Origin of the sequence: Streptomyces sp. NPDC021224, from assembly GCF_044332905.1 — a bacterium.
GTDB lineage: Bacteria > Actinomycetota > Actinomycetes > Streptomycetales > Streptomycetaceae > Actinacidiphila.
Map to the genome: position 1 here is coordinate 139,980 of NZ_JBIRPW010000004.1, position 21,571 is coordinate 161,550.

The 21,571-nt window shown below is 73.1% G+C and carries 16 protein-coding genes; 5 read left to right on the top strand and 11 right to left on the bottom strand.

The genetic code is table 11. The annotated features are described in order from the left end of the window. Positions 1-48: 48 nt before the first annotated feature. Positions 49-852: a metal-dependent hydrolase gene (locus ACH4PY_RS12340; RefSeq protein WP_398179723.1), complete on the bottom strand. Its 804-nt coding sequence runs from the start codon at positions 850-852 to the stop codon at positions 49-51. Positions 853-988: 136 nt separating this feature from the next. On the opposite strand from ACH4PY_RS12340, the gene ACH4PY_RS12345 reads away from it, so the two are divergent. Beyond that, positions 989-3,502 (top strand): DEAD/DEAH box helicase, encoded by a 2,514-nt coding sequence (locus ACH4PY_RS12345; RefSeq protein WP_398179726.1) that lies wholly within the window; start codon positions 989-991, stop codon positions 3,500-3,502. A 22-nt stretch (positions 3,503-3,524) separates the two neighbouring features. On the opposite strand, the gene ACH4PY_RS12350 is transcribed toward ACH4PY_RS12345, so the two are convergent. The 4 genes from ACH4PY_RS12350 to ACH4PY_RS12365 all read right to left on the bottom strand — a co-directional run bounded on the left by ACH4PY_RS12350 (position 3,525) and on the right by ACH4PY_RS12365 (position 6,188). After that, positions 3,525-4,541, bottom strand: coding sequence for a DUF6397 family protein (locus ACH4PY_RS12350; protein ID WP_398179729.1), 1,017 nt, complete (start codon positions 4,539-4,541; stop codon positions 3,525-3,527). Between the two features lie 328 nt (positions 4,542-4,869). After that, positions 4,870-5,271, bottom strand: coding sequence for a roadblock/LC7 domain-containing protein (locus ACH4PY_RS12355; protein WP_398179732.1), 402 nt, complete (start codon positions 5,269-5,271; stop codon positions 4,870-4,872). A 119-nt stretch (positions 5,272-5,390) separates the two neighbouring features. Continuing rightward, positions 5,391-5,726, bottom strand: a complete 336-nt coding sequence (locus ACH4PY_RS12360) for a YnfA family protein (protein ID WP_398179735.1) — start codon at positions 5,724-5,726, stop codon at positions 5,391-5,393. 87 nt (positions 5,727-5,813) lie between these two features. After that, positions 5,814-6,188, bottom strand: a complete 375-nt coding sequence (locus ACH4PY_RS12365; protein WP_398179738.1) for a deoxyxylulose-5-phosphate synthase — start codon at positions 6,186-6,188, stop codon at positions 5,814-5,816. A gap of 121 nt (positions 6,189-6,309) precedes the next feature. Between ACH4PY_RS12365 and ACH4PY_RS12370 the strand changes: the two genes are divergently transcribed. Further along, entirely contained in the window at positions 6,310-7,311 is a 1,002-nt protein-coding gene (locus ACH4PY_RS12370) for a hypothetical protein (protein ID WP_398179741.1), read from the top strand. A 159-nt stretch (positions 7,312-7,470) separates the two neighbouring features. On the opposite strand, the gene ACH4PY_RS12375 is transcribed toward ACH4PY_RS12370, so the two are convergent. Beyond that, a complete protein-coding gene (locus ACH4PY_RS12375; RefSeq protein ID WP_398179744.1) occupies positions 7,471-8,850 on the bottom strand; it encodes an FAD-dependent oxidoreductase in 1,380 nt (459 codons plus the stop codon). Between the two features lie 314 nt (positions 8,851-9,164). Between ACH4PY_RS12375 and ACH4PY_RS12380 the strand changes: the two genes are divergently transcribed. Further along, positions 9,165-12,101: a carbohydrate binding domain-containing protein gene (locus tag ACH4PY_RS12380; protein WP_398180820.1), complete on the top strand. Its 2,937-nt coding sequence runs from the start codon at positions 9,165-9,167 to the stop codon at positions 12,099-12,101. Between the two features lie 57 nt (positions 12,102-12,158). Here ACH4PY_RS12380 and ACH4PY_RS12385 read toward each other — a convergent pair whose 3' ends face one another. The 3 genes from ACH4PY_RS12385 to ACH4PY_RS12395 form a co-directional block, all read right to left on the bottom strand. After that, positions 12,159-12,722 (bottom strand): NADAR family protein, encoded by a 564-nt coding sequence (locus ACH4PY_RS12385; protein ID WP_398179747.1) that lies wholly within the window; start codon positions 12,720-12,722, stop codon positions 12,159-12,161. Positions 12,723-12,802: 80 nt separating this feature from the next. Further along, the gene (locus tag ACH4PY_RS12390; RefSeq protein WP_398179750.1) at positions 12,803-12,985 is read right to left on the bottom strand and encodes a hypothetical protein; all 183 of its coding nucleotides are present in this window, start codon (positions 12,983-12,985) and stop codon (positions 12,803-12,805) included. Between the two features lie 153 nt (positions 12,986-13,138). Continuing rightward, positions 13,139-15,544: a Tex family protein gene (locus tag ACH4PY_RS12395; protein ID WP_398179755.1), complete on the bottom strand. Its 2,406-nt coding sequence runs from the start codon at positions 15,542-15,544 to the stop codon at positions 13,139-13,141. Between the two features lie 357 nt (positions 15,545-15,901). Here ACH4PY_RS12395 and ACH4PY_RS12400 point away from each other — a divergent pair, with 357 nt between their 5' ends. After that, positions 15,902-16,945: an acyl-CoA desaturase gene (locus tag ACH4PY_RS12400; RefSeq protein WP_398179758.1), complete on the top strand. Its 1,044-nt coding sequence runs from the start codon at positions 15,902-15,904 to the stop codon at positions 16,943-16,945. A gap of 19 nt (positions 16,946-16,964) precedes the next feature. Here the strand turns inward: ACH4PY_RS12400 and ACH4PY_RS12405 are convergent, their stop codons facing one another. Further along, positions 16,965-18,389 (bottom strand): M1 family metallopeptidase, encoded by a 1,425-nt coding sequence (locus ACH4PY_RS12405; protein ID WP_398179761.1) that lies wholly within the window; start codon positions 18,387-18,389, stop codon positions 16,965-16,967. Between the two features lie 167 nt (positions 18,390-18,556). On the opposite strand from ACH4PY_RS12405, the gene ACH4PY_RS12410 reads away from it, so the two are divergent. Beyond that, positions 18,557-19,342, top strand: a complete 786-nt coding sequence (locus ACH4PY_RS12410) for a MerR family transcriptional regulator (RefSeq protein WP_398179764.1) — start codon at positions 18,557-18,559, stop codon at positions 19,340-19,342. A 30-nt stretch (positions 19,343-19,372) separates the two neighbouring features. Here the strand turns inward: ACH4PY_RS12410 and ACH4PY_RS12415 are convergent, their stop codons facing one another. Then, entirely contained in the window at positions 19,373-21,556 is a 2,184-nt protein-coding gene (locus ACH4PY_RS12415; RefSeq protein WP_398179767.1) for a 3-hydroxyacyl-CoA dehydrogenase NAD-binding domain-containing protein, read from the bottom strand. Between the last annotated feature and the right edge of the window lie 15 nt (positions 21,557-21,571).

The following is a 21,571-nucleotide window of genomic DNA, read 5'->3' on the forward strand; positions in this document are numbered from 1 at the left end:
GCTCACCGCCGGATCGCCCGGCACCGGGCGGTCCGGCGGCCGCGGGCGTCAGCCGACGAAGCTCAGGGCCCCCAGGGCTCCCAGGGCGCAGCCGCCGCCGACCACGAGGAAGGCCGGCATGAGGACCTTGATCTCGACCCAGCTGCCGGCGCGGAAGCGCATGAACTTCGGCGGACCGACCGGATACCAGCGGCGACGCCCGATCGGTATCGGCCACAGCACCGGACAGCCGGAGACGGTGAGCGCGTCGCCGAGGCAGTGCACCAGCGAGCCCAGCACGATCGGCAGGCCGATCCACAGGTAGTGCTGGCCGGGCTGGGTGAAGAGCCAGTCCTTGCCGTTGCCCGGGTCGTCCAGGATGTCGGCGAGCATCCACGCGCTGGTCGCCCCGAGGAGCCACACCAGGACGTCGTGCGCGCCGCGGGCCTGCCGCCACAGCAGGCCCTCGACGGCCAGCACCATGTGGATGAAGAGGATGACCAGCACCGCCCAGCGCCCGCCGTACACGGCGGCGGCGGAGAAGCCCGCGCCGATGAGCACCGCCCACACCCAGGTGTGTGTCAGGGTGCGGTGGCCGCCGGCCCGGCGCGGGTCGCCGGCCTTGCGGGTCGCCTTGTAGGTCGCGTGCGCGATGGCGTCCACGATCTTGCACAGCCACCGCGACAGCGGGCCGAAGGCCCGGGAGATCGTCGCCGCCTGGTGGTCGAGGTCCGGGGCGAGCGCCGCGCCCGCGCAGATCAGGGCGCCGACGAGCACCGTCGGCCAGGGCATCGGATGGTCGAGGCCCGCGGCTACCGCGCCGACGGCCAGCCAGGCCGCAGCCCCGGACAGTGAATGCGCAGGTCCCATCATCAGGCTGCTCCGTCCCCCAAAATGTGCCGCCCGCAGGCGGAGTTGACGCGTGGTTCGACGGCACACCATATCGTCGGTGATCTTCCGCGACGCCTCCGGTTCCGCCCGGAGCGGCCGGGACAGGCAAGATGGTGGGGTGACCCTTATCGACCAGCTGCCGTCCGACCCCGGCCCCGACGCCCTCTTCGACGCGTTCTCGACCTGGGCGCAAGGGCAGGGCCTCACGCTCTACCCCGCCCAGGAGGAGGCGCTGATCGAGGTGGTCTCGGGGGCGAACGTGATCCTCTCCACCCCCACCGGTTCCGGAAAGAGCCTGGTCGCGGCCGGTGCGCACTTCGCCGCGCTGGCCCGCGACGAGGTCACCTTCTACACCGCGCCGATCAAGGCGCTGGTGTCGGAGAAGTTCTTCGACCTGTGCAAACTCTTCGGCACCGAGAACGTCGGCATGCTCACCGGCGACGCCTCGGTGAATCCGGACGCGCCCGTCATCTGCTGCACCGCCGAGGTGCTGGCCTCGATCGCGCTGCGCGACGGCCGGGACGCGGACGTCGGCCAGGTGGTCATGGACGAGTTCCACTTCTACGCCGAGCCGGACCGCGGCTGGGCGTGGCAGATCCCGCTGCTGGAGCTGCCGCAGGCGCAGTTCCTGCTGATGTCGGCGACCCTCGGCGACGTCTCCCGCTTCGAGGAGGACCTCACCCGCAGGACCGGGCGTCCCACCTCCGTGGTGCGCTCGGCGACCCGCCCGGTGCCGCTGAGCTACGAGTACCGCACGACGGCGATGACCGAGACGCTCACCGAACTGCTGGAGACCCGTCAGTCGCCCGTCTACATCGTGCACTTCACGCAGGCGGCCGCGGTGGAGCGGGCCCAGGCGCTGATGAGCATCAACATGTGCTCGCGCGCGGAGAAGGACGCCATCGCCGAGCTGATCGGCAACTTCCGCTTCACCACCGCCTTCGGCCGCAACCTCTCGCGCTACGTCCGGCACGGCATCGGCGTGCACCACGCGGGGATGCTGCCGAAGTACCGCCGGCTGGTGGAGAAGCTGGCGCAGGCGGGTCTGCTGAAGGTGATCTGCGGGACGGACACCCTCGGCGTGGGCGTCAACGTGCCCATCCGCACCGTCCTGTTCACCGCGTTGACCAAATACGACGGGCAGCGGGTGCGGGTGCTGCGGGCCCGGGAGTTCCACCAGATCGCCGGGCGGGCGGGCCGGGCCGGCTTCGACACCGCGGGCTTCGTGGTGGCCCAGGCGCCCGAGCACGTCATCGAGAACGAGAAGGCGCTGGCGAAGGCGGGCGACGACCCGAAGAAGCGCCGCAAGGTGGTGCGCAAGAAGGCTCCCGAGGGCTTCGTCAACTGGTCGCAGAACACCTTCGAGAAGCTCATCGCCTCCGAACCGGAACCGCTGACCTCGCGCTTCCGTGTCACCCACGCGATGCTGCTGTCGGTCATCGCGCGGCCGGGCAACGCCTTCGACGCGATGCGCAGCCTGCTGGAGGACAACCACGAGGACCGCCGCTCCCAGCTGCGGCACATCCGCCGGGCCATCGCCATCTACCGGTCGCTGCTGGACGGCGGCGTGGTGGAGCGGCTGGACGAGCCCGACGCGGAGGGCAGGATCGTCCGGCTGACCGTCGATCTCCAGCAGGACTTCGCGCTCAACCAGCCGCTGTCCACGTTCGCGCTGGCCGCCTTCGAGCTGCTCGACCCCGACTCCCCGTCCTATGCGCTCGACATGGTCTCGGTGGTCGAGTCGACGCTCGACGACCCGCGGCAGATCCTGGCGGCCCAGCAGAACAAGGCCAGGGGCGACGCGGTGGCCGAGATGAAGGCCGACGGCGTGGAGTACGAGGAGCGCATGGAGCGGCTGCAGGAGGTGTCGTACCCCAAGCCGCTGGAAGAGCTCCTGCTGCACGCCTACGGCGTATACCGCAAGAGCCATCCCTGGGTCGGTGACCATCCGGTGTCCCCCAAATCGGTGGTGCGCGACATGTACGAGCGCGCGATGACGTTCTCCGAATTCGTGTCGTACTACGAGCTGGCCAGGACCGAGGGCATCGTGCTGCGCTACCTGGCGAGCGCGTACAAGGCGCTGGACCACACCGTGCCCGACGACCTGAAGTCCGAGGACTTCCAGGACCTCACCGCGTGGCTCGGCGAGCTGGTCCGGCAGGTCGACTCCAGCCTGCTGGACGAGTGGGAGCAGCTGGCCAACCCCGAGGTGGAGACCGCGGAGGAGGCCGCCGAGCGCGCCGACCAGGTCAAGCCGGTCACCGCGAACGGCCGGGCCTTCCGCGTCCTGGTCCGCAACGCGCTCTTCCGCCGCGTGGAGCTGGCCGCCCTGGAGAAGTACGAGCTGCTGGGCGAGCTGGACGAGGCGTCCGGCTGGGACGCGGACGCGTGGGCCGACGCCATGGACGCCTACTGGGACGAGTACGACGACCTCGGCACCGGTCCGGACGCCCGTGGCCCGAAACTGCTCATGATCGAGGAGGAGCCGCAGCACGGGCTCTGGCGCGTGCGGCAGACCTTCGCCGACCCCGCAGGCGACCACGGCTGGGGCATCTCGGCCGAGGTCGACCTCGCGGCCTCCGACGAGGAGGGCCGCGCGGTGATCAGGGTGACCGGGGTCGGAGAGCTCTGAAGGAACTCCCCTGCGGGTGGCGTCAGCCGTCGACGGCCTGGCGCCGCCCGCGCAGCAGCCGCAGCAGGCTGCGCCGGGGCCGCTCCCCCACGGCCCAACCATCCGCGCCGGCCCCGGACAGCGGCGACGGCGACGGCGACGGCGACGGCGACGGCGCGAGCATGACGCCCCGCCCTGTCACCAGGGCACCGGCCGGCTCCGGCGGCGCTGCGCCCCACGGCTCGTGCCGCGGCTTCGGCGGCACCCTCTCCCCCGCCCGGGCACGGCCGAGGGCCTCGGCCAGTGCCAGCAGTCCGGCGGCGACCTCGTCCGGGGCGTCCGCGACCGTCAGCCGTCTGATCAGAGCCGGACCGGCGAGCGGTCCCGGGTGGCCGTAGGGCAGCGCCGCGTGGATCCCGCGCAGGCGCCTGCGTTCGTGCGGATTCGGCACCGCCTCGCCGGTGACCTCGGGCCCCAGCAGCGCCGCCCAGACCGCGGCCTCCTCCCAGGGGCCGGGTGCGTCCTGCACCAGCCGGGTGACCTGCCGGGACCGCCAGCCCCGCGCCCGCAGATCCACCCCCTCCGCATCCGCCGCGCGCACCTCCGACGGCAGCTTCCCGGCCAGCAGCGCGGGCCGGGCCACCGCGAACTCCCGCAGCTCACCGGCGAGGTAGAGCCATACGAGGGCCCTGTACCGGTTCACGTACCACCGCACGGGCCGGACGCATCCCGCGCGCGTCAGCCGCAGCATCCGATCCCGGCCGATCCCGAGCAGCTCGGCCGCCGCCGTGGTGCTGACCAGCTCGATCCGAGAGAGCAGGGCCTGCGTGCCGCCGTCCTGTCCGCGCACCCGGGCGACCTCCGCGGCGGACACCCTCGGCCGGTCGGCAGCGCCGCCCGCAACCGTGCCGATTTCGCCGAGCTGCAACGCCAGCTCGAACTCGGCAAAGGGCAGGCCCAGTTCCTCCCGGGCCCGGTTGAGGGTGAACGTCTGCGGCGCGGTCTCCTCCACCGCCTCGGACGGCAGCGGCGGCTGCACCGCCACCGCCGGACGCGGCACCCGTGCCCGCCGCTCCGGGCGGGAAGCCGGGCGGCGCGCAGGCCCGTTCGCCCCCGGCCCCTTCCGCGCACCGCCCGAGCCCGCCGAGCCCGTCGAGCCCGCGAGGACCGCTTTCGCCGCCCCCGGCCCCGGCCTGTCCGTCACCCGCGCCGGGCCCGCCGCCGTCCTTGTCGTCCCCATCGCAACCACCATTCCTCTGTGCTGTCATTTAATCACTGACAGTCACGACGGTAGCGCGCGCAGACGAACACCCGTTCCCGGCCCTGTGGATAACTCACATCCCCGCAGCTCAGCTCATGGTCCGCAGCACGATCGGCCCCGGCGGGACTCAGTACGGCGAGCTCGACTGGCGGGCCGCGACCCCGAGGTGCTCGCCCACCCGGTGGACCAGCAGGGTCATCTCGTAGGCCACCCGCCCGACGTCGGCCTCCATGCCGCTGAGCACCGCGAGGCAACTCCCGTCGCCCGCCGCCGTCACGAAGAGGTAGCCCTCGTCGAACTCGACCATCGTCTGCCGGACCCCGCCGACGCCGAACTGCCGGCCGGCCCCCTTGGCAAGGCTGTGGAATCCGGACGAGACCGCCGCCAGATGCTCCGCCGTCGGACGGTCCAGGCTCTCGCTGGCTCCGGTCACCAGTCCGTCGTTGGACAGGACGAGGGCGTGTCGGACGTGCGGCACGCGCCGTGTCAGATCATCGAGCAGCCATGCAAGCTTGTTGCTCACCGTCATCGCCCCTGCCTCCCGTCTCCCCTGCCGTAGAGCCTGTCGCGCCCGAGGCGCTTCGGCAACCCCGCCTCGGGGCGCCACAGGGACGGAACGGCCGGGCTTCGGCCGGGGACCGGCGGGTTTCAGCCGCCGCGCGGGGCATACATGATGACGCCCACTCCGACCAGGCAGATCACGGCCCCGATGATGTCGAAGCGGTCCGGGCGGTAACCGTCGGCGACCACACCCCACAGCAGCGAACCGGCCACGAACACGCCGCCGTACGCGGCCAGGATGCGGCCGAACTCCGCGTCGGGCTGGCGGGTCGCGACGAATCCGTAGAGGCCGAGGGCCACGACACCCGCCCCCATCCAGGCCAGGCCCCGGTGCTCGCGCACGCCCTGCCAGATCAGCCAGGCGCCGCCGATCTCCAGCACGGCGGCGAGGACGAAGAGGGCCATGGAACGCAGGGTGATCATTCCCCCATGATGCATGGCCGGTATCCGCGGACGGCGGGGAGGTGCCGGCTCGTCGCGCGGGCCGGACGGACCGGGCGGAAGGGGCCGCTACGGCATGCATCGCCCCGGGGTTTCGTGACCGTGCGTCATGTCCCGGCACTGCAGCGCGACCGCGACCGGCACCCCGGTGGCCGCGGCGTGGGCCAGCCGCTCGCGCACCTCGCGCGGCGTACGCGGCCGGTAGCCCGGACCGTCCTGGCAGCATTCGCACGCGGAGTGGAAGCGCAGCCCGGACGCGAGCACCGCGCCGAGCACGCGCCACGCCGCCTTGTCCCGGCGCCTGGGGGCGGCGAACTGCGTTCCGGCGTTGACGAGCCGCCCCGCACAACGCGGGCACGTCCCCGCCGTGTCGCGGGCGATCGGCACTTTCCACGAGGACCGGCACGGCAGGCAGACGTAGTGGGTGCTGCGGATGCGTCCCATGCGGCGAGGATAGGCGACGGCGACGGGCCGCCGAACGGATTTACGGTGCCCCCGACCCCCTCGACGTAGTGGTTACCGGCTGGTTAAGGTGCGCGAACCGGAACGAGAGGGAGGGCGCCACATGGCCGCGGCCGAGCATGCCGACTACGCGGAGGACGAGGACGCGCTGTTCGTGCTGACGGCCGCGATGCTGACCGCCGAGCGCTTCCCCGGGGTGCTCGGTGACGACTACCCCGCCGCGTGCGAGCAGTTGGGGCTCGACCCGCTGCCCGACGGCTACGGCCTGATGTTCGGCCAGGACGGCCGCGGCGCCCGCTGGACGGTCGTCACCACGGACGCCGCCCTCGTCGCGTGCGCGCTGGCGGCGTGGGACTGCGGCCTGGAGTACGAGCTGGCGCCCCAGGAGGAGACGCTTGCCGCGTCGCTGCCGGGCTGGCCGCTGCCGGTGGCCGTGGCGGTGCCGGACGTCCCGGATCCGCACGACCCGGCCGAGGAGGAGGCGGGACCCGCGCTCACCCCGCCGGACGTCTCGGTCTGGGGGCCGCCGCAACGGCGGCTGGGCGCCGACGAGATAGCGGTGCACTGGCACGAGTGGCGCGACCAGCTCCCGCCGTCCCTCGCTCCCGCGGACGTGTCACCCGACACGGCGCCCGACCCGTCGCCCGGTGCAGCGCCCGACACGGCGCCCGCCCCTGCCCCGCAGGAGGCGGCGGATTCCACGGGTGCGGGTACGGACGGCGAGAAGGCCGCGAGCGGCACGGCCGCTTCCGGCACGGGCGAGGCGGCACCGGACGCGGACGCTCCGCCCGCGGGCCCGGACGCCGAGACCGCGCCCGGCCCCGCCGACGCCGCCGCGCCGGCCGAGATCTCCCACCCCGGGGTGCGCCGCGCGCTGGCCGAGGCGGCGGAGTACGTCAGCACTCCCCCGCCGCCCGGCCGGGTACGGACCACCGCGGGGTCGCTGCGCGCCGACGGACCGGGATGGAGTCTGGTCGCCCGGACCGACGACATCGCCTTCGTGCTGCTGGACGACGCTCCCGGCGAGGTCATGCCGGTCGGCCGCGGCCGGTCACTACCGCACCTGCTGGAGGCGCTCGACAAGCTCGCGGGCTCACCCTCCTGACGGCGGGCCGCCGGCCGCGCCCCGCGCACGTACGCACCCCCGCGCTCCGGCCGCACCTCGCGTACGTACGCACCCCGGCACCATGCCCGCACCACGCGCACGTACGCGGTCGCCTCCGGTCCCGGCCCGCGTGGCCGGGCCCGTGTCCTGCCGTGGGCCTCAGCCGGCGGCGAGGTCCGCGGCCACCGCGTCGGCAGCCTTCCGGGCGGCCACCAGCACGGGGTCCCACACCGGGGAGAAGGGCGGGGCGTAGCCGAGGTCGAGGCCGGTGATCTGCTCGACCGTCATGCCCGCGGTGAGCGCGACCGCGCCGACGTCGACCCGCTTGGCCGCGCCCTCGCCACCGACGATCTGCAGGCCCAGCAGCCGCCCGCTGCGGCGCTCGGCCAGCATCTTGACCGTCATGACGGCCGCGCCCGGGTAGTAGCCGGCGCGGCTGGTGGACTCGATGACCGCGGTCACGAACTGCAGGCCTGCCGCCCGTGCCTGGGACTCCTTCAGGCCGGTGCGGGCGATCTCCACGTCGCAGACCTTGCTCACCGCGGTGCCCACGACGCCCGGGAAGGTGGCGTAACCGCCGCCGATGTTGATGCCGATGATCCGGCCGTGCTTGTTGGCGTGGGTGCCGAGCGCGATGTGCTGGAACTCGCCGGAGACGAGGTTGAGCACTTCGACGCAGTCGCCGCCCGCCCAGACGCATTCACTGCCGCGCACCCGCATGGCGCGGTCGGTGAGCAGGCCGCCGTGGGCGCCGAGCGGCAGTCCCGCGGCGGCCGCGAGCCGGGTCTGCGGCCGGACGCCGAGACCGAGCACCACCAGGTCGGCCGGATGCTCGCCGGTGTCCGTGGCCACTGCGCGGACCCGGCCGTCCGCGCCGGTGAGCACCTCGCGGACCGGGGCGCCGGAGACCACCCGCACCCCGAGGCCTTCGAGTGCGGTGCGCACCAGTCGGCCCATGTCCGGATCCAGAGTGGTCATGGGCTGTTCGTTGCGGTCGATCAGGGTCACGTCGAGCCCGTGCCGCAGCATCGCCTCGGCCATCTCGACACCGATGTAGCCGCCGCCCACGACGACGGCCCGCCGTACCCCGGAGCGTTCCAGCCCCCGGAGGACTGCTTCGCCGTCGTCGAGCGTCTGCACGCCGAAGACGCCCGGCGCGTCGATGCCCGGCACGGGCGGGCGCACCGGTTCCGCGCCGGTCGCGATGACCAGGTGGTCGTAGCCGGTCCACTCCTCGCGGCCCGCGGCGTCCCGGCTGCGGACCCGGCCGCGCTCCGGGTCGATCGTGACGACCTCGGTGCCGAGCCGCAGATCGATGGCGCGCTCGCGGTGCTCCTCTGCGGTCCTGGCGACGAGGGCGCCGGGACCGGCCGCGTCACCCGCGATCCAGTACGGGATGCCGCAGGCCGAGTAGGAGGTGTGACGGCCGCGCTCGAACGCGACGATCTCCAGGTCCGCGGCGTCCCTGCGGCGCCGTGCCTGCGACGCGGCCGACATCCCGGCGGCGTCGCCGCCGATGACCACCAGACGCTCCGTCATCTCCGCCGGACCACCTTCCGTCGCGCGGGTGCGGCTGCCGCACCGCGATCACCCTACGTGCGGTGCGGCACCGTGCCCGTCCGCACCTCTTTACGTCACTCACATGTCCCAGTACCCTCACGAAGGTTCTTGCAGCAAGTTGCGCAAGAAATACGGCCGTTCTTTCCGTGGCGCGCGGAGGAGACGGCACCCCCCACACCGGCCGCCCGTGTGCGGCCCTTTCCGAGGAGCACCCTGTGACCCTCCTGACGCGCCATCACCACAGGGCCGGACCCGGCCCGCTGACGCTGCTGCTCGCCACGCTCTGCGCGCTCGTGGCCGCGCTGCTGCCCGCGACCAGCGGTGCCCGCGCCGCCGCGGCGACCGCCGCCGGCAACAGCGCCACCGTCTTCTACTCCACCACGTCGACCGGCTGGGCGGCCTACAACCTGCACTGGGCGCCGGACGGCGGCAGCTGGACGACCGTTCCCGGGGTGGCCATGGAGGCGGCCTGCACCGGCTGGGTGAAGAAGACCGTCGATCTGGGCGCCGCCACCGGGTGGCAGGCCACGTTCACCGACGGCCGTGGCACCTGGGACAACAACGGCGGCAAGAACTACGCCCTGGGCACCGGCACCATCACCGTCAAGGACGGCGCGGTGGCGCACAGCGACCCGTGCGCCGGAGGTACCGGCGACCCGCCGACGGCGACGTCCGCGACGGTCTTCTACTCCACCGCGACGGTCGGGTGGACGACCGTCAACCTGCACTACGCGCCGAACGGCAAGCCGTGGACGGCCGTTCCGGGTGTCGGCATGGAGCCGGCCTGCACCGGGTGGGTGAAGAAATCCGTCGATCTGCAAGGCGCCGGGGGCCTCGCGGCGACGTTCAACAACGGCAACGGCACGTGGGACAACAACAACGGCGCCAACTACGCGCTGGGCACCGGGGTGAGCACGGTCAAGGACCACAAGGTCACCTCCGGGGCCGCGGATCCCTGCGCGGCGGTCGTGCCCGACACCGCACCGCCGAGCGTGCCGGACGCGGTCAAGGCCGCGGCGACCGACACCGCGGTGGTGCTGACGTGGGATCCGTCCACCGACGACACCGGGGTGACGGGCTACCAGGTCACCCGTACCGGCGGCAGCAGGGGCACGGTGGTGACGAGCGTGGGCTCCACGGTCTTCTCCGAGTCCGGCCTGGAGGAGGCCACCACCTACACCTACACCGTCGTCGCCCTGGACGCGGCGGGCAACGTGTCGGCGGCCTCCGCCCCGGCCGGCGCGACCACCGGCCACGCCCCGCCGCCCGCCACCTCCGGCGAGATGATCGGCACGGACCCGCGCAAGGACCCGATCTACTTCGTGCTCACCGCGCGCTTCTACGACGGCGACACGAGCAACGACCGGGGCGGCAACCAGGACGTGGCGTCCGGCAACGCCGCCAACCACGACCCGATGTTCCGCGGCGACTTCAAGGGTCTGGTCCAGAAACTGGACTACGTCAAGGCGCTCGGCTTCTCGGCGATCTGGATCACCCCGGTGGTCCTCAACCGCAGCGACTACGACTACCACGGTTACCACGGGTGGGACTTCTACCGGGTCGACCCTCGGCTGGAGTCGGCCGGCGCGTCCTACCAGGACCTCATCAACGCCGCGCACGCCAAGGGCATCAAGATCTACCAGGACGTCGTCTACAACCACAGCTCCCGGTGGGGTGCCAAGGGCCTCTTCGTGCCCACCGTCTACGGCGTCCGGGACACCCAGTGGTCGTGGTATTACGACGAGAAGGAGGACGGCTTCGGCTACGACGGTCTGACAATCGATCCGAAGACCGGAAAGTCGTACTACAACGGCGACCTGTGGTCGACCGCGGAACCGGCCGGAAACACCTGCCTGAACTGGGGCAAGCCCAACGGCCAGCACAGCCCCGAGGGCTACACCCTCTACAACTGCCAGTGGCCCACGCCCACCTCGGGGCTCTTTCCCGCCGACCTCTACCACCAGTGCTGGATCGGCAACTGGGAGGGCGAGGACTCCCGGTCGTGCTGGCTCGCCGACGACCTCGCCGATTTCAACACCGAGAACCCGACGGTGCAGAACTACCTGATCGGCGCCTACGACAAGTACATCGACATGGGCGTGGACGGATTCCGCATCGACACCGCCGTGCACATTCCGCGCGTCACCTGGAACCGCCGGTTCCTGCCCGCCATCCAGCAGCGCGTGCTCCAGGACTGGGGCCAGGACAAGGCGCAGAACTTCTTCGTCTTCGGCGAGGTCGGCGCCTTCGTCAACGACAAGTGGAACCGCGGCTCGGTCAACCATTCGGCGCAGTTCTACACATGGAAGGAGCGCAAGGAGTACAGCCCCGACGACGCCACCGCCGCGATCGAGCAGTACACCTACGAGGAGCAGCTCGGCACCGGCAACCAGCCGACGTCCGCCAACGCCTTCCTCGACGGCAACACCTACCACACGCCGGACCACAGCCGGTTCTCCGGCATGAACATCATCGATATGCGCATGCACATGAATTTCGGTGACGCGCACAACGCCTTCTTCAACGGCAAGGACTCCGACGACTCGACGAACGACGCGACCTACAACGTCGTCTACGTCGACAGCCACGACTACGGGCCCAACAAGTCGTCCGTGCGCTATGCCGGAGGCCAGGACGCGTGGGCCGAGAACATGGCGCTGATGTGGACGTTCCGCGGCATCCCCACCCTCTACTACGGCTCGGAGATCCAGTTCCAGGCCGGAAAGACGATCGACTGCGGGCCGAGCTGCCCGCTGGCGACGACGGGCCGGGCCTACTACGGCGACCATCTGGAGGGCAGCGTCACCGCGCCGGACTTCGGTGTGGTGGGCAGCGCGTCCGGTGCGGTGGCCACCACGCTCGCGCAGCCGCTGGTCGAGCACCTGCAGCGGCTCAACCGGATCCGCCGGGCGATACCGGCCCTGCAGATGGGCCAGTACAGCACGGACGGAGTCAGCGGCGGCGGCATGTCGTTCAAGCGCCGCTACACCGACAGCGCCTCCGGGACCGACAGCTTCGCCCTGGTGACGGTGACGGACGCGGCCACCTTCACCGGGATACCGAACGGCCGCTACGTCGATGCCGTCACGGGGGACGTGCGGACGGTCGCCGACGGGACGCTGTCCGTCGCCGCGCCCGGCAAGGGCGACATGCGCGTCTACGTCCTCGACCTGGGCGGCAGCAACGCCGCGCCGGGCAAGATCGGCACGGACGGACCGTATCTGAAGTAGCGCGGCTACCCGCCCGGGCCTGCCGTACGGCGGGGGCTCGGGCGGGCACCGGGGGCGTCACGCGAGGGCGTCGCGGGCGTCCATGAGGGCGAAGCCCAGCAGGTTCAGGCCGTGCCAGCGTGCGGGGTCGGCGGCGCGTTCGTCGTCCGCCGCCAGGCCGATGCCCCAGATGCGGTCCACCGGGCTGGCTTCGACGAGCACCCGGCCCGCGGTCGCCAGCAGGTATTTCCGCAGCTCGGGGTGCTGCCCGAACTTGTGGCGGCTGCCCTCGGCGACAAGCGCGAAGCGCTCCCGCACCCAGACCGCCTCGTCGAATCCGCGCACCGTGCGCCCGGCGGCCTTGGCGGCGCCGGGCGAGCCGGCCGCCAGGACGCGCTGCCCGGCCTCCGGATCGCCGAAGAGCCGCGCCTTGCCGGCCATCATCCAGTGCTCCGCCGTGGCGTAGCGGGTGCCGTCCACGGTGAAGGGCGCGGGCCACCACTGGCTGAGACAGCCGGGGCCCACGCTGCCGTCGCGCTGCGGGCGGTGCCCCCAGAAGTGCAGGTATTTCACGCGGTTGCCGCGCGCGGTGTACGCGACCAGCTCCTCGGCGGACCGCACGGTGGCGGGAACAAGCGACATCTGGCCGAACCCCTCCCAGGTGACCGCCCCGCCCGTGCCGGGACGGGGCGGGCCGCCACGCTACCGGGGCCTCGTCCGGGTCAGCGACCTATTTGGCGCCGGGAGACACGGCGCAGCCTGCGGCGCTGCGAGGAATCCAGCGTCAGGTACGCCGCCGCCGGGATCCCGACGATGATCAGGAAGGACACCCACCAGGGAAGAACGATGAGCAGGATCAGCCCGACCGCCACACCACCGATGGCGACCTTCGCACGATTCGACATCTGTCCCCGCCTCCGTTCACGGCGTCCCGCGGCAGGTCGCCGCTCCTTCAGTCAGTTACCGCCTACCCACCAGAACGCCCGCTCGACCGTCCTGGTTCCCGGCGTTTCCGGCAGACCGGGCGAGCCGGGCGCGCGCCCGGCCCGCCCCGTCCCTCAGCGCCCGCCGGTCAGGCCCGCCCGGCGCAGCGCGTCGGCCATGGCACCGTTCTGCGGGGCGGGCGCGGAGCCTCCGCGGCGCCCGCCGCCCTGGCCCTGGCCCTGCCCCTGACGGCCGCCGCCCTGCCGCCCGCCGCCGCCCTGCCGCGGCGCGGTGCCGCGGCGCTCACCGCCGCCGCCCGCGCCCGCTCCGGCGCGCGGCTCGTCGTCCAGCCGCAGCGTGAGGGAGATCCGCTTGCGCGGCAGGTCGATGTCCAGGACCTTGACCCGGACGATGTCCCCGGGCTTGACGACCTCGCGCGGGTCGGAGACGTACCGGTCGGACAGCGCCGACACGTGCACCAGCCCGTCCTGGTGGACGCCGACGTCCACGAACGCGCCGAAGGCGGCCACATTGGTGACCACGCCCTCCAGCAGCATCCCCGGGCGCAGGTCCTTCATCTCCTCCACGCCCTCCTTGAAGGCCGCGGTCTTGAAGGCGGGCCGCGGGTCGCGCCCCGGCTTCTCCAGCTCGGCGAGGATGTCGGTGACGGTCGGCAGACCGAAGGACTCGTCGACGAAATCCGCCGGGCGCAACCGCCGCAGCACGGTGCCGTTGCCGATCAGGTCGGGGACGGCGGTGCCCGCGCTCACACCGATCCGGCGGACCACCGGGTAGGCCTCGGGGTGCACGGCGGACGCGTCCAGCGGGTCCTCGCCGCCGAGGATGCGCAGGAAGCCCGCGCACTGCTCGTACGCCTTCGGGCCGAGCCGGGCGACGTCCTTGAGGGCCTTGCGGCTGCGGAAGGGGCCGTGGGTGTCGCGGTGGGTGACGATGTTGGCGGCCAGGCCCTCGGTGATGCCCGAGACGCGGCGCAGCAGCGGCACCGACGCGGTGTTGACGTCCACGCCGACGCCGTTCACGCAGTCCTCGACCACGGCGTCCAGCGAGCGCGACAGCTTCACCTCGGAGAGGTCGTGCTGGTACTGGCCGACACCGATGGACCTCGGGTCGATCTTGACCAGTTCCGCCAGCGGATCCTGGAGACGGCGGGCGATGGACACCGCGCCGCGCAGCGACACGTCCATGCCGGGCAGCTCGGCGGACGCGTAGGCGGAGGCGGAGTAGACCGAGGCGCCGGCCTCCGAGACGACGGCCTTGGTGAGCTTCAGCTCCGGGTGCGCCTTGATGAGGTCGCCCGCCAGCTTGTCGGTCTCGCGGGAGGCGGTGCCGTTGCCGATGGCGATCAGGTCGACGTCGTGCGCGGCGGCGAGCCGGGCCAGGGTGGCGAGGGATTCGTCCCAGCGGTTGCGCGGCGCGTGCGGGTAGATGGTGTCGGTGGCGACGACCTTGCCGGTGCCGTCCACGACGGCGACCTTGACGCCGGTGCGCAGGCCCGGGTCGAGGCCCATCGTGGCGCGCGTGCCGGCGGGCGCGGCGAGCAGCAGGTCGCGCAGGTTGGCGGCGAAGACCCGCACCGCCTCGTCCTCGGCCTCCTGGCGCAGCTGCACGCGCAGGTCGATGCCGAGCCGGACGAGCATGCGGGTGCGCCAGGCCCAGCGGACGGTGTCCAGCAGCCAGCGGTCGCCGGGACGGCCGCGGTCGGCGACGCCGAAGCGCTGGGCGATGCGCCGCTCGAAGCTGCTGGGGCCCTCGACGGGCTCCTCCGGCTCCAGGGTGAGGTCGAGGACCTCCTCCTTCTCGCCGCGCAGCATGGCGAGCACACGGTGCGAGGGCAGCTTGCCGAAGGGCTCGGCGAAGTCGAAGTAGTCGGCGAACTTCGCGCCCGCCTCCTCCTTGCCCTCGCGCACCTTGGCGACCAGCCGGCCGCGGCTCCACATCCGGGTGCGCAGCTCGCCGACCAGGTCGGCGTCCTCGGAGAAGCGCTCGGTGAGGATGGCGCGGGCGCCCTCCAGCGCCGCCGCCGCGTCGTCCACGCCCTTGTCGGGGTCCGCGTACGGTGCGGCGGCCGTCTGCGGGTCAAGCCCCGGGTCGGCCAGCAGCGCGTCGGCGAGCGGCTCCAGGCCCGCCTCGCGGGCGATCTGGGCCTTGGTGCGCCGCTTGGGCTTGTACGGCAGGTAGATGTCCTCCAGCCGCGCCTTGGAGTCGGCCGCCATGATCTGCTCGCGCAGGGCGTCGTCGAGCTTGCCCTGGGAGTCGATGGACTCCAGCACCGCGGCGCGCCGCTCGTCCAGCTCGCGCAGATACCGCAGGCGCTCCTCGAGGTTGCGCAGCTGCTCGTCGTCGAGCGTGCCGGTCGCCTCCTTGCGGTAGCGCGCGATGAACGGCACCGTGGCCCCGCCGTCGAGCAGGTCGACGGCGGCCCGTACCTGTCCTTCGCGTACGCCCAGCTCCTCGGCGATCCTGCGTTCGACCGAAACGTTGCCGCTGATGATGGTGCTCCTCAGACCTGGCCAAGACACCTGCCGCTTGGCGGTTGTCCAGCATCGTAGACGCCGCCACGGAGCGGCACACGGTAAGGCGCCGCCTGGCGGCCCGCGCGTCTTTGGGAGCGCAGGAACGGTTCTGAACGGCTCGCCGGGATGGGACACTGGGCCGGGCGCGGCCGCCGGGATGCGGCCGGGCAGAGATCGTCCGTGGCCAGTACGGTCCCCCTCGCAACTGACCGGGGTGGGGATATCCCCCGCGTTCCCGGGGGGACGGGCACCCCGGGAAGCCGGGTGACAGTGCCATGGTCCGCGGCGGGCGGTGGTTCGTAGCGTCGCCGTACGGCCCGTCCGGGCCGTAGGACAGACACCGCCCGTCACCGAGGAGCGCCCATGGCGACCGTCCTGACCCCCGTCGAACCGACCGGGCGTGCCCCCGGCTGCGAGTCCAGCGAATTCGCCCCGCTGCTGCGCACGGTGCGCGAGTCGGGGCTGCTGCGCCGCCGCCGGGGGCGTTACGCGGTGTCGATCGCGGCCGACCTGCTGGCCATGGCCGCGGTCTGGACGGCGGTGGCCCTGGTCGGGCGCACCGGGTCGTGGTGGGTGCTGGCGCTGGCGCTCCCGGCGGCGGTGTTCTCCGCGCGCAGCGGCTTCACCGGACACGACGCGGGGCACCAGCAGATAGCGGCGGGCCGCCGCGCCAACCGGTTCATCGCACTGGTGCACGGCAACCTGCTGCTGGGAATGGGCGCCGCGTGGTGGAGCGACAAGCACAACCGGCACCATGCCAACCCCAACCACGTGGGCAAGGACCCGGACGTGGAGGTGGGCGCCCTGGTGTGGACGCGGGCGCAGGCCGTCGAACGGCAGGGCTTCGCGCGCTTCCTGACCAGGCACCAGGCGCGGCTGTTCTTCCCGATGCTGCTGCTGGAGGGGCTCGCCCTGAAGGTCGCGAGCTTCCAGGACCTGAGGCGGCTGGACCGCCGCGGCCGGCTGGTGGAGGGCTCGCTGCTGACCGCCCATCTGGCGGGCTACGCGGCCCTGTTGCTGACCACCCTGCCGTGGCCGCAGGCGCTGGCCTTCGCCGCGCTGCACCACGCTCTCTTCGGTCTGCACCTGGGGTGCGCGTTCGCCCCCAACCACAAGGGCATGGAGATGCCCGAACCGGGCGCCCGCTGGGGGCATCTGCGCCGCCAGGTGCTGACCTCGCGCAACGTCCGCGGGAATCCGGTGGTGGACTTCCTGCTCGGCGGGCTGAACTACCAGATCGAGCACCATCTCTTCCCGAGCATGCCGCGCCCGCACCTGCGGCTCGCCCGCCCGCTGGTGCGCGACCACTGTGCGCACGTCGGTGTGCGCTACACCGAGACCGGGCTGCTGGACTCCTACGCGCAGGCGCTCGGCCATATGCACGCGGTGGGCGAGCCGCTGCGCTGACCCGCGGGGCCGGGACCGCTCACAGCCGGGCGGGTCTGGCCTTGCCGTAGAGCCAGGTCGAGAACAGCGGGGTGAGGTCACGGCCGGTGAAACGCGCACAGTATGCCGTGAAGTCGGCCGTGGAGGCGTTGCCGTGGATATGTGCCGCGGCCCAGCCGCGCAGCAGCCGGTCGAAGGCGGTGTCGCCGAGCGTCTGGTGGAGCCGGTACAGCACCAGCGCCCCGCGGGCGTAGACCGGCGGGGCCGAGACGTCGGCGGCCGTGGGCGGCGCGGCCGGCGGGAAGGACCAGGTGGCGGGGTCGGAGAAGGCCTCGGCGGCGCTCCTGGCGAGGGGCACGCCCGCGTCGTGCTGCTGCCACATCCACTCGGTATAGGTGGCGAAACCCTCGTTGAGCCACATGTCCTGCCAGCTGCGCGGGGTGACGGAGTCACCGAACCACTGGTGCGACAGCTCGTGCACGAGCGTCGTGACGCCGACCGCGGGGCCGTCGCCGTCGCCGGGGAAGACGGGACGGTTCTGCGTCTCCAGCGCGTATCCCACGCTGCCGCGGGGCAGATGGTCGACGATCGCGCCGGAGGAGGCGAAGGGGTAGGGGCCGAACCGGCCGGTCTCCCAGTCCAGGATCTCCGGCAGCCGGGCCAGCGCGGCGGTCGTCGTGGCGTCCGCCGCGCGCGGATCGACGGCCGTGAGGAGCGGTACCCCGCCGGGCGTGCGCGAGCGGCTGACGGTGTAGTGCCCGATGCCGACGGTGGCGAGGTAGGTGGCCATGGGCGCGGTGCTGCGCCAGTGGAAGGCGGTACGGTCGCCCGCCGTGCGGGTGTCCGCGAGTTCGCCGTTGGAGACGACGGTCAGACCGGCCGGCACGGACACGGTGACGTCGAAGGCGGCCTTGTCGGAGGGGTGGTCGTTGCCGGGGAACCACGCCATGGAGCCGACCGGCTCACCGAGCGCCAGCGCGCCGTCGTCGGTGCGGAACCAGCCCTCGTGCGAGCCGTCGGGATCGGTGAGCAGGCGCGGCACCCCGGCGTAGGCGACGGTGACGGCGAAGTGTGCGCCGCGGCGCACCGCACGGGCCGGGCGCACGGTCAGCTCGGTGCCCGAGCGGGTGGTCCGGGCGGGGCGCCCGTCCACGCTCGCCCGGCTCACGGTCAGGCCCGCGAGGTCGAGGTTCAGCCGGGTGAGCTCCTGCGTCGCGGTGGCGCTGACGACCGCGGTGCCGGACAGCCGGTTCGTCCCGGGGTCGTAGGACAGGTCGAGGCCGTAGTGGGTGACGTCGTAACCGCCGTTGCCGGCGCCGGGGAAGAGCCGGTCGCCGACCCCGGCGGCGCCCGCCGAGGGGTCCGGGGAGCCGCCGCCGGAGCAGGACGGCAGGCAGGCCAGCAGCGCGGTCGCCAGGCAGGTGGCGGCGAACCGCCGGGCGCGGGCGGTACGGGGTCGGGGCACGCAGGTCAGCGTACGAGGCGCGGCCCGGCCGCGGGCGGCGGCAGGACGAGCGGGACGGCGGGACGGGCGGGGCGGCACGGTGTACGGGCCGTGGCCAGGGCGGAGTCCCCCGCGCGGGAGCCTGCGGGCGCCTTTCACGGGGGCGGCGGCACGGCAATACTGATGCGGTGCCGCAGACCGCCCTGACCGTCGACGAGCTCGCCGCCCGCGCCGGGGTGACCGTCCGCACCGTTCGCTTCTACAGCGCCCGCGGCCTGCTGCCGCCGCCGGAGATCGGCCCGCGCCGGGTCGGCAGGTACGGGCCGGGGCACCTGTCCCGGCTGGCGCTCATCGGCGAGCTGCGGCAGCAGGGTCTGACGCTCGCGGCGGTGGAGCGCTACCTGGCGCAGTTGCCGGCCGGGGTGGGCGAGCACGACCTGGCGATCCACCGGGCGCTCGTGGCGTCCTGGCTGCCCGAGGGCAGCGCGCGGCTGGACCGCGGCGAGCTGGAGCGGCGGGCGGGCCGCCCGCTGGGTGAGGCGGACGTGGCACGGCTGGTGGCGATGACCGTGCTGGAGCGCACCGCGGACCCCGACGCCTTCGTCGCCGACCCGGGCGTCCTGCACCTGGGGCTGCGGCTGCTGGACACGCCCGTCCCGCTGGAGGCCATCGTCGCGGCCCGGGAGGCGCTCCAGGAGCACGCGCGGGCGGCGGCGGGCGCGATCTCCCGGATCTTCCGGGAGACGGTGGGCGGGCCGGGCCAGGAGGCAGGTCCGGATCCCGCGGCACGGTCGCTGTCGGCGCAGATGCAGCCGCTGGTGGTGCAGGCGCTCGTGACGGCCTTCCAGCGGTCGCTGAAGGAACAGCTGTGGGCCGGCTGGCCCGTACCGCCAGCGGGGCCGCCGTGGCCCGCTCAGGACGCCGGGACCGCCAACCCGGACCGGGACGCCGCGGAACGCGCCGGAGGGCCCTGAGCGGCCGTCCGGCGCGTTCCTGGGCGCGGTTCAGCGCGTCCGGTCGCCGTCGGTGAACGTCCCGCCGCGCTCGGCGGTGGAGACCAGCAGCGCGGGCGGGGTGAAGCGCTCGCCGTACGTGGCGGCCAGCTCGCGCGCGCGGGCGGTGAAGCCGGCCACGCCACCCGGGTAGCCGTTGACGTACTGCAGGACGCCGCCGGTCCAGGCGGGGAAGCCGATGCCGAGCACCGAGCCGACGTTGGCGTCGGCGACCGAGGTGAGCACGCCCTCCTCCAGCAGCCGCACGGTGTCCAGCGACTCGGCGAAGAGCATGCGCTCCTTCAGGTCCTCCAGCGGGATCTGCGTGCCGGGCTTCTCGAAGTGCTCGGCCAGGCCGGGCCAGAGCCCGGTCCTGCGGCCGTCGGCGTAGTCGTAGAAGCCCGCCCCGCCGCTGCGGCCCGTGCGGCCGAAGTCGTCGACCATGCGGCCGATGACGGCCTCGGCGGGGTGCGGGGTCCACACGCCGCCGGCCTCCTCGACCGCGGCGCGGGTCTCGCGGCTGATCCGGACGAAGAGCGTCAGGGTCAGCTCGTCCAGCAGCGACAGCACCTTGGCCGGGTAGCCGGCCTGCGCCGCGGCCTGCTCGACGGACGCGGCCGGGACGCCCTCGGCGAGCATCGCGACGCCCTCGTTGATGAAGTGGCTGATCACCCGGGAGGTGAAGAAGCCGCGCGAGTCGTTGACGACGATCGGCGTCTTGCGGATCTGCCGCACCAGGTCGAAGGCGCGGGCCAGTGCCTCGTCGCCGGTCTGCTCGCCCTTGATGATCTCCACCAGCGGCATCTTGTCGACCGGCGAGAAGAAGTGCAGGCCGATGAAGTCCGCGCGGCGCTCGACGCCTTCGGCGAGCCGGCTGATCGGCAGCGTGGAGGTGTTGGAGCACAGCAGCGCGTCGGGCGCGACGACGTCCTGGATCTCCTGGAAGACCTTGTGCTTGAGCGCCGCGTCCTCGAAGACCGCCTCGATGACGGCGTCGCATCCCGCCAGGTCCGCGGGCTCCGCCGTCGCCGTGATGCGGGCGAGCAGCGCGTCGCGCTTCTCCGGTGTCGTGCGGCCCTTGGCGAGCGCCTTGTCCAGCAGCCGTTCGGAGTAGGCCTTGCCGCGGGCGGCCGCCTCGGGGGTGACGTCCTTGAGGACGACGTCGATGCCCGCGCGTGCGCAGGCGTACGCGATACCGGCGCCCATCATGCCCGCGCCGAGGACGGCGACCCTGGTGACCGGGCGGGAGGGGATCCCGGCGGGGCGGCCCGCGCCGGAGTTGACGGCCTGCATGTCGAAGAAGAAGGCCTGGATCATGTTCTTCGACGTCGGGCCGCAGGCGAGTTCGGTGAAGTAGCGGGCCTCGATGACCTGCGCGGTGTCGAAGTCGACCTGGGAGCCCTCGACGGCGGCGGCCAGGATGTTGCGCGGCGCCGGGTAGGGGGCGCCCGCGAGCTGCTTGCGCAGGTTGGCCGGGAAGGCCGGCAGGTTGGCGGCGAAGGCCGGGCTCTTCGGGGTGCCGCCGGGGATCTTGTAGCCGGGTTCGTCCCACGGCTGCCGGGCCTGCGGGTGGGCGTCGATGTACGCGCGGGCGGCGGCGAGCAGCGCGTCGCGGTCGGCGGCGACCTCGTGGATCAGCCCGGCGGCCAGCGCGCGCGGCGCCGAGTACTGGGTGCCCTGGAGCAGCACCTTGAGGAGTGCGTCGGCGATGCCGAGCAGGCGCACGGTCCTGACGACCCCGCCGCCGCCGGGCAGCAGGCCGAGGGTGACCTCGGGCAGGCCGATCTTGGTCCCGGGGGTGTCGAGGGCGACGCGGTGGTGGCAGGCCAGCGCGATCTCGTAGCCGCCGCCGAGCGCGGCGCCGTTGATCGCGGCGACGACGGGTCTGCCGAGGGTCTCCAGGCGGCGCAGCGCGCGCTTGACGCGCATGCTGCCGGCCAGGACGTCGGCGGCGTCCTCGGGGGTGGCGCGGATCAGGTCGCGCAGGTCGCCGCCCGCGAAGAAGGTCTTCTTCGCGGAGGTGACGACGACCCCGCGGACGTTCTGGGCCTCGGCCTCCAGGCGGTCGACGACCGCTTCGAGGGAGGCGGTGAACGCGGCGTTCATGGTGTTGGCCGACTGCGCCGGGTCGTCCAGGACGAGGGTGACGACGCCGTCCGCGTCCTGCTCCCAGCGGATGGTGGTGGGCTCGCTCATGTCGGGTGGCTCCGT

Bases quoted from the DNA above. Each gene is read 5' to 3' on its own strand.
- ACH4PY_RS12340 (WP_398179723.1), bottom strand. From the start codon at position 852: ATGATGGGACCTGCGCATTCACTGTCCGGGGCTGCGGCCTGGCTGGCC.
- ACH4PY_RS12365 (WP_398179738.1), bottom strand. From the start codon at position 6,188: ATGGGACGCATCCGCAGCACCCACTACGTCTGCCTGCCGTGCCGGTCC.
- ACH4PY_RS12375 (WP_398179744.1), bottom strand. From the start codon at position 8,850: ATGACGGAGCGTCTGGTGGTCATCGGCGGCGACGCCGCCGGGATGTCG.
- ACH4PY_RS12370 (WP_398179741.1), top strand. From the start codon at position 6,310: ATGGCCGCGGCCGAGCATGCCGACTACGCGGAGGACGAGGACGCGCTG.
- ACH4PY_RS12415 (WP_398179767.1), bottom strand. From the start codon at position 21,556: ATGAGCGAGCCCACCACCATCCGCTGGGAGCAGGACGCGGACGGCGTC.
- ACH4PY_RS12400 (WP_398179758.1), top strand. From the start codon at position 15,902: ATGGCGACCGTCCTGACCCCCGTCGAACCGACCGGGCGTGCCCCCGGC.
- ACH4PY_RS12385 (WP_398179747.1), bottom strand. From the start codon at position 12,722: ATGTCGCTTGTTCCCGCCACCGTGCGGTCCGCCGAGGAGCTGGTCGCG.
- ACH4PY_RS12360 (WP_398179735.1), bottom strand. From the start codon at position 5,726: ATGATCACCCTGCGTTCCATGGCCCTCTTCGTCCTCGCCGCCGTGCTG.
- ACH4PY_RS12355 (WP_398179732.1), bottom strand. From the start codon at position 5,271: ATGACGGTGAGCAACAAGCTTGCATGGCTGCTCGATGATCTGACACGG.
- ACH4PY_RS12390 (WP_398179750.1), bottom strand. From the start codon at position 12,985: ATGTCGAATCGTGCGAAGGTCGCCATCGGTGGTGTGGCGGTCGGGCTG.